At 63.3% G+C, this 7252-nt stretch carries 7 protein-coding genes; 5 read left to right on the plus strand and 2 right to left on the minus strand.

Going from position 1 to position 7252, the window contains the following annotated elements:
• The 3 genes from KBZ15_RS14920 to KBZ15_RS14930 form a co-directional block, all read left to right on the plus strand.
• Window positions 1–1360: cell wall metabolism sensor histidine kinase WalK (locus tag KBZ15_RS14920; protein ID WP_255015989.1), on the plus strand; the 1360-nt coding region annotated here is incomplete at its 5' end.
• 63 nt (window positions 1361–1423) lie between these two features.
• Window positions 1424–2071: an isochorismatase family protein gene (locus tag KBZ15_RS14925; protein ID WP_255015990.1), complete on the plus strand. Its 648-nt coding sequence runs from the start codon at window positions 1424–1426 to the stop codon at window positions 2069–2071.
• 67 nt (window positions 2072–2138) lie between these two features.
• Window positions 2139–2585, plus strand: a complete 447-nt coding sequence (locus tag KBZ15_RS14930; protein ID WP_255015991.1) for a TspO/MBR family protein — start codon at window positions 2139–2141, stop codon at window positions 2583–2585.
• Between the two features lie 22 nt (window positions 2586–2607).
• On the opposite strand, the gene KBZ15_RS14935 is transcribed toward KBZ15_RS14930, so the two are convergent.
• Together KBZ15_RS14935 and KBZ15_RS14940 are read right to left on the minus strand one after the other, a co-directional pair.
• Window positions 2608–4791 (minus strand): PhoX family phosphatase, encoded by a 2184-nt coding sequence (locus KBZ15_RS14935; protein WP_255015992.1) that lies wholly within the window; start codon window positions 4789–4791, stop codon window positions 2608–2610.
• Between the two features lie 46 nt (window positions 4792–4837).
• A complete protein-coding gene (locus tag KBZ15_RS14940; protein ID WP_255015993.1) occupies window positions 4838–5500 on the minus strand; it encodes a DoxX family protein in 663 nt (220 codons plus the stop codon).
• A 170-nt stretch (window positions 5501–5670) separates the two neighbouring features.
• On the opposite strand from KBZ15_RS14940, the gene KBZ15_RS14945 reads away from it, so the two are divergent.
• Window positions 5671–5844: a hypothetical protein gene (locus KBZ15_RS14945; RefSeq protein ID WP_255015994.1), complete on the plus strand. Its 174-nt coding sequence runs from the start codon at window positions 5671–5673 to the stop codon at window positions 5842–5844.
• A gap of 40 nt (window positions 5845–5884) precedes the next feature.
• Entirely contained in the window at window positions 5885–7225 is a 1341-nt protein-coding gene (locus KBZ15_RS14950; RefSeq protein WP_255015995.1) for a DUF6880 family protein, read from the plus strand.
• The last annotated feature ends 27 nt before the right edge of the window (window positions 7226–7252 follow it).

The following is a 7252-nucleotide window of genomic DNA, read 5'->3' on the forward strand; positions in this document are numbered from 1 at the left end:
GCTCTGGCGCGCGCGCCTGCGCTTGGCCGGCCTGTCACTACTGGTGATGGGCAGCTTGCTCTATGGGGCCGGCTGGGCCATGGGGCGGCTGCTGCAGCAGACCCAGCAGGGGGCAATCCAACGGGAGTTGGAGGCCATAGCCGGCACCCTGCATGACAGCCTCAGGCCCTCCCTGCCTGAATACGGACCAGCCTCACTCAACATCGCTGCGGTGCTGCCCGGCCTCTGTCCGGTGCGGGAGCCCTGCCGTCCGCCGGCGGATCTGATCCATCGCCATGGCATCAGCGCCTCCGATCCAGATCGATTCAAGCTGCGGGTGCTGGATCACCACGGTGGCGTGATTGCCCGCTCCCCCGGCACCCTGCCCCTGGAAACGGCGCCGGGGCAGACGGGCTGGGTTCTGGCCGGCGACCGGGCCGCCGGGCGCTGGGGCACCTACACGATCCATCTTCACCACGCCCAAGCTCCGGGTGAAGCGATTTGGGGCTATCTGCAGGTCTCCCGCAGCCTGGCCGAGCTCGATGCCGAGGCGGATCGGTTGTGGTGGCTTGGTCACGCTGTTTTCTCCCTGGCGATGCTGGTGATGGCCCTGGCCAGCTGGTGGCTGGCGGGGTTGGCCATGGCTCCGCTCGTAGAGGCCTATCGGCGGCAGGAGCAATTCAGTGCCGATGTGGCCCATGAGTTGCGCACTCCCCTCGCCAACCTGCTGGCCCTAGTGGAGGCCGAACGCAGCACCATCGCCGAGCTCCCCGCGAGCCGAACAGCGACGAGCCTGGATCGGGTCCTGGGCCAGGGCCGGCGCCTCCAGCAGCTGATCGCTGACCTGCTCTTGCTGGCCAACCTGGAGCGACCCTTTTCCCAGAGCCAGAAGCAGGTGTGCAACCTGGCCGACATCAGCGCCGACGTGCTGGAGGAGTGCGGCGAGGCGGCTGCCGCAGCCCAGGTAAGCCTGGAGCAGAACCGCTGGATTACCCCTGCCAGGGTGCTGGGCAACGAGGCGGAATTGGGCCGACTGCTGATCAACCTGGTTAGCAACGCGATTCAGCACAGTCCGGTAGGCGGCCGAATCGAAGTAAACCTGGAGCAACGGGGCCGGGAGATCAAGCTCTCCATCCATGACAGCGGCCCAGGTATTCCAGCGGCCCAGAGGCAACACATTTTTGATCGTTTTAACCGCCTGGATCCTGCCCGCTCCCGCAGTCAGGGGGGGACGGGCCTGGGATTGGCGATCGCCCAGGCGATTGCTCGTCGCCACGGCGGTGGGATCAGTGTGCAATCCAACCCAGCGCAATCCAATCCAGTGCAATCCAACTCTGGGGCTGGGAGCTGCTTCTGTGTGACGCTGCCAAGCGCTGATTGATTTGAGCTGGCTTGGCATCGGATGTTAAACAGGTAAAAATCCTGGCAAAAAAAGTGTCAAAAAATGAATCAAGAAGCTACTGACGCCCTCTACAGGCGTGCTGGTCTGGGCCATAAATTGGGCTTTGGTGACTGCCCGGCCCTATTGATTGTGGATATGCAGGTCGGCTTTACCGATCCAGCAAAGTCCAGCCTGGCCGGTGATTTTAATGATCAAATAGGGGCCATTGGCGAGCTTGTCTCTTCTGCTAGGGCTAGCAAGATACCCGTAATCTTTACAGTTATAGCCTACGAACCCGTCAGCCAAGTTGATGGCAATTTGTGGCTTAAGAAAATACCGGCCTTGCGTAGTTTTGTTTTGGAAAGTGAGCTTGTCAAGCTGGATCCACGCCTGGAGGCCGACCCTGGAGACCTGATCATTTACAAAAGATTTGCTTCCGCATTTTTCGGCACTGATTTAAATTCGACCCTCTCTGGCTTGGCAGTCGATACCCTGGTGATTGCCGGCTGTACCACCAGTGGTTGTATCCGGGCAACAGTTGTTGACGCCATATCATATGGCTTTCGCCCTATTGTTCCACTCGAGACAATAGGAGATCGCGCCGCCAATCCCCATCAGGCAAGTGTCTTTGACATCGACGCCAAGTATGGAGATGTGGTGGCTGTTGACCTAGTTCATGGTTATTTCAGGCAGCTTCAGGCCTGCCTATGAAAATGGTGTCAGTAACCGAACAGCCAACCCTCGCCCCGCCAGGCTGGGGTGACCTGCCACAAAATTGATGGTTGCCGCTCTGTTGATCCTTGTGGTGATGGTCGGGGTGGGTCTGGCAATCAACCCCAGCAGGCAGCAGTTCGATTGGTTTCTGCGGCTAAGGCGCCCAGCCTGGCTCACTTTTGAGGGCTTGATCCCACTGATCTGGATCAGCATCTATGCATGTTTTTATGCTTCGGCGCTGTTGTGCTGGAACGCCAGCTGGAGCTGGGGCCTGATGGGGGGTTACCTGGGCCTGCTGCTGTTGGTTCAGAGCTACACCCTGTTGATCTGCTCCACCCGCAGCTTGGCCAATGGCACCGCCGTTGGCCTTATGGGCTGGGTTTGGGGGGTGGCACTGGCCGTGGTGATCTGGCCCCATTCGGTTGCCGCGGTGGGGTTGTTGATTCCCTATCTGCTCTGGAGTCCGGTGGGCACCCTGGTGACCTGGCAGATGCAGCGAATCAACCGCTGAATCCAGGAAACTTCCCCACTCTTCAGCTAAGCAGGGGTTTGCCGTCGAGACGTCGGATGGCGACAACCCCCGGCCTCGGTGGCCTGGCCGGCACGCCCGAGGGCCAGTTGGAGCCGATCGGCACCCAGCGCAGCTGCTCGAAGCGCTGCCCGCTGCGGTCCACCAGGCTGTGGGCCTGGGCTTCCAGCGCCTTGCCCTGGCGCACTCCCTGGCCCTCGCCGGGGTGCTGCACCGCCAGAAACAACGTGTGGCCCCCGGCATCGAAGCAGGGCCCGCACAGCTCACACTCCATCGGCCCGATCGCAAAGCAGAGGGCCTGGCCGGCCCCAGGGCCGGCGCGGGGCAGCAGCCAGCAGCTGTTGTTGCCGAACACATCGAGGCTGGCGGCGCCGGGGCGATCGGTCACCATCCACAGGTTGCCGGCCGGGTCAAAGGCCAGGTTGTCTGGGTTGCTGAAGCCCAGACCCCCCTCCCAAGGCACGCCCCCCAGGGCCACCATGCGCCAGCGGAAACGGGCTCCCCGGCCGGTGTCGTTATCGCTGAGTCGCATCACCCAGCCATGGGGCCAGAGGGGCTGGCCCTTGGGACCGGTGAAGATCGCCGGATCGCTGCTGCCGCCGTCATCGCGGCCCGCCGCCGTGAAGGCGATCAGCAGGTCACCATTGATCGGATCGATATCGGTGTCTTCGGGCCGGGGGCAGCCGCTGGCGCCCGCCGCGTTGGCAGCCAGGTGGGCATCGATCAAAATCGCTCCCTGCTGGCGTAGCCGCGCGGCTGCGTCCTGGCCGCGGCTGGGGTAGAGATCGGCCAGCTTCTGGTAGCGCTTGCAATAGGCCTGCAGCTCGGCGTCGCTGGCGAGCGCTTCACTGCCGCTGCGCTGGCGGTCGCTGTGGGGCAGCACGGTTGGTTGCTGCCAGCCAAAGCGCTCGAAGTCACTGGGGGGTTGGGGCTGCACCGGAGTGGCGGCCTCCAGCGCGATCCAGCGGCCGCTGCCATCGGCTTCAAGGCGGGCAGCCTCCAGCCGCCCAGTTTCAAAAAGCTTTGAATTGGCAGGATCGCTTGGGTCGCGCACCAAACCCGCGCTCACGAATCGGTAAAGGTGGCCGCCGTGGCGATCGCAGCCGGAATACACCACCAGTGGCTCCCCCTGCCGCGCCACAACGGCGACGGCTTCGTGGCGAAAGCGTCCCAGCAGGCTGTGCTTGACCGCGGCCCTATGGGGCTGACGGGGATCGAATTCCACCATCCAGCCGTATTTGTTGCCGGCCAGGCCGAAGGGATTACCGAGCCCATCGAGGCGGGAGCCATCCCAGCGGAACGGTCGCGCTGCTGGAGCGCTCGCCGATCCATCGGCAAATACTGCTTCGGGCACCTGGGATTGGAAGTTTTCCTCGGCGCTCAGCACCGTGCCCCAGGGGGTGGTGCCGCCGCCGCAGTTGGCGAAGGTGCCGAGGATTCGCTCGCCCAGGCCATCGCGGAAGCCGAGTGGCTGGCTGTGGCTAAATACTGCCGCCGCCGGGCCGCTGCAGCGCAGGGCCTCACCTGGCTGGCTGAGCCCGCTGAGGCCATCAATGCGGCGCTCAAAGCGGCTGCCGCGGTGCTGCCGCCAGCCTTCGCTACCCCGCTCGAGCTCGATTACGCCGATGCCCAGATCGGCCATGGCGGCTCGGGCCACGGCCTCGATCAGCGGGAGCAGCGGATCATCCGCCGCCAAGTTGGCAGCATCGATGCTGCCCCCGCGGCTGGCCAGGGCCTGCTGCAGGGGCTCTAGGGGCAGGGGCGTGCCCACCGCTTCGCCGTAGCCAGCCGCCCAGCTGAGCGGGCTGATGTATTCGAAGTTGACGCTCAGCAGGGCCCTGGTGCTGGTCAGCGGCAGCAAGGCCAAGTAATCGTTATTGAAGCCGAAGCGCCCCGCGGCGAGACGATCCCCCCAAATGGCGATCAGGTCAGCCCGGTAGCCCTCGGGCACCAGCAGCTTGTCCTCGACGCTGAGTTCCCGATATACCTGCCTCTGCTCGACTTCGCTGAGACCATCGCTTGGCAAAGGCAGGGGAGCCCGTACTGGCACAAAAGGCAGGGCAGCCTTCCCTGCACTGCCGCTGGCATGGGCCCCAAGCAGGGGGGAGACCATGGCGGCGGCGCTTCCGCCTGCCCCGATCCCCAGCAGCTGAAGCAGCTTGCGACGCTTGAGCGAGGAGCGGTTCATGGGTTGGCCAGCGGAACGCTGCAGGGACTTACAGCTATTTGGGTGCCTAGACGTTGATTTGTACAGGAGCCGGCAAGCTGCCTGCGGCTCCAACCCAACTGGTTTCATTTCCTGCTTGGTTGCCTGTTTCTTGGGCTGGAGTGCCGGGTTCGAGTTCGGAAAACATCTCCCCAGCCATGCCGGCGTCAAAGGAGAAACGGCCAGGACCATTGAGCAATAGCGCCAGGCTGCCGCCGAGATAGAGCACAACTAACTCGAGAACGTAAATGTTGAGGCCGGCGGTGAGGATGTGTTGATAGGCAGCCGTGGCCATTGTGCCGGTCAGAGCTAGGGCGCCCAGTGGTGTGAACAGTCCGAAGATCACCAGCCAGCTGCCGATCAGTTCGGAAAAGCCAGCGACGTAGGCAAAGAAGAGGGGGAAGGGCAGGTGCAGGGATGCAACGTAGGTATCTGCGAACTGCTGGGGATCGGCCAACTTCTCCTGGCCGTGGTGAATCATCATCACGCCGATGCTCAGGCGCAACAGCAGCAGCCCAGCCGAAGCAACCATCCCGGGCCTCTGCAGGTAGGCCAGCAGGACGGGCTTAAGCCGCTGCAAAGGGTCAAGTAAGGAGAAATTTGGGGAGGGCAGGCTCTGGGTTGCCAGCCAGAGCGCGAAGCATGCGCCTGCGAAGCCTCCGAACAGCTCAAGCAGAAGGGTTGTTGTCATGGGGGAAGGACCTTTATGAAATTTTGGCAGGCTGGATTAAGAAACGTGAAGCCAGGGCCGCAACCGGGTCTGGGCTGTCGCTCCAACGACTCTCGGGCGGCGTGCCACGGATGACGACTCGCAGCCGGGGCGCCAAGGGTGCAGAATGTAACAACTTCGTTACACGCGTCATGGCGCCAGGCGAGCTTTTCCTCGAGGTTCTCAGTTCTGGAGTAATTACCCAGAACGAAATTGACTGGGTGCTGGCTGAGCAGGGCCGCTTCCCCAGGGCGGAGCAAGCAGCCGCCCAGAGGCTGGGGCGCCTCCTCGATCAAGGAGGAATTCAGCTGGGCTGCCGCATCTAGCCCTGGCCTCCTAGAAAACCCATACTTGGGGAGCCAGGTGATGGCCAGTAAGCGCACCCTCAACCCCCAAAACCTCGCAGCCCTAGGCTCAGAGGTGTTGGCGGAGCTCCTGATCGAAGTGAGCGCTGGCAACGCCGTGATCCAGCGACGGTTGCGCCTCGCCCTGGCCGCGGCGGAAGGGGTGGGTAGCGCCGCCCAGGAAGTGCGCAAACGGCTGGCAGCGATCGACCGCTCCAGCACTTTTCTGGATGCGGCCAAGCGCAAGGCGTTGATCAGCGATCTCGAAGCCCAGCTGCAGGCCATCTCCGGCCCAATTGCAGCCGCTGATCCCAGCCAGGCCTGCGAGCTCTTGCTGCGCTTGCTCGAATTGTCAGAGGGGGTGCTGGGCCGCTGTTTTGACAGCAGCGGCGCCTTGTTGGCCCTCTTTGGCCGCGCCGCCCAGGGCTGGGGCCCGATTTGCCAGGCCGCCCAGCTGGGGCCTGAAACCCTGGCCGAGCAGGCCGCCGAACTGCTGGCGGAGAACAGCTATGGCCAGTTTGATGGGCTGGTGCCAGCCCTTAAGGACGCCCTTGGGGATTGGGGATTGAAGTTGCTGGGCAGCTACATCCGCCAGCAGGGCGCCGCCGATGGCAGCACCTACTTGCTGCAGATCGCTGTTGCCCGGGGGGATGTGGATGGTTATCTGGGCCAGTTCAGTGCGGAAGACCTGCGCTGGCGCGAAACTGCCGCCAGCGTGGCCAGGCACCTACTGGCCTCTGGGCGGGCCGAGCAGGCCCTGGAGATCCTCGATGGAGCCACAGAAGACACGGATGGCTGGCCCCAGATCGATTGGCTTGACTGCCGCATTGCCGTGCTCGATGCCCTCAATCGCACTAGCGAGGCCCAGCAGCTGCGCTGGCAGTGGTTCAGCAAAAGCCTTTCCATTCCCCACCTGCGCGACTACCTAAAGCGTCTCGCTGCCTTTGAAGATGCAGAAGCGGAGGAGCGCGCCCTGCAGCAGGCAGAGGGCCATCCAGTCACCTTGCTGGGCCTGCACTTTCTGGTGGAGTGGCCTGCTTTGGCCAGAGCCGCAAGCCATGTGCTCGCCCATGGGCAGGAGTGGGATGGGGATGCCTTTGAAATCCACACGGCCGCAGCCGATCGCCTCAGCGCCAAATTCCCCCTGGCGGCGACGCTGCTGCTGCGGCCGATGGTCTTCTTTGCCCTATGGACTGGCAACGCCAGGCGCTATCGCCATGCGGCAGACCACCTGCGCAGCTGCGACCAATTGGCTTGCCGCATCGACGACTGGCAGGGCCATCGAGACCATGACGCCTTCGTGTTGCGCCTGGTCGAACTGTTTGACACGGACTGGGGGTTCTTGAAATTGGTGGATCATTGATTTGGGTGATCATTGATTTGCTGGATC

Source organism: Cyanobium sp. BA20m-p-22, from assembly GCF_024346275.1.
GTDB lineage: Bacteria > Cyanobacteriota > Cyanobacteriia > PCC-6307 > Cyanobiaceae > Cyanobium_A.

Excerpts from the sequence above, each read along its gene's own strand:
- KBZ15_RS14945 (WP_255015994.1), top strand. The coding sequence starts at position 5,671 with ATGGCGCCAGGCGAGCTTTTCCTCGAGGTTCTCAGTTCTGGAGTAATT.
- KBZ15_RS14925 (WP_255015990.1), top strand. The coding sequence starts at position 1,424 with ATGAATCAAGAAGCTACTGACGCCCTCTACAGGCGTGCTGGTCTGGGC.
- KBZ15_RS14935 (WP_255015992.1), bottom strand. The coding sequence starts at position 4,791 with ATGAACCGCTCCTCGCTCAAGCGTCGCAAGCTGCTTCAGCTGCTGGGG.
- KBZ15_RS14950 (WP_255015995.1), top strand. The coding sequence starts at position 5,885 with ATGGCCAGTAAGCGCACCCTCAACCCCCAAAACCTCGCAGCCCTAGGC.
- KBZ15_RS14940 (WP_255015993.1), bottom strand. The coding sequence starts at position 5,500 with ATGACAACAACCCTTCTGCTTGAGCTGTTCGGAGGCTTCGCAGGCGCA.
- KBZ15_RS14930 (WP_255015991.1), top strand. The coding sequence starts at position 2,139 with ATGGTTGCCGCTCTGTTGATCCTTGTGGTGATGGTCGGGGTGGGTCTG.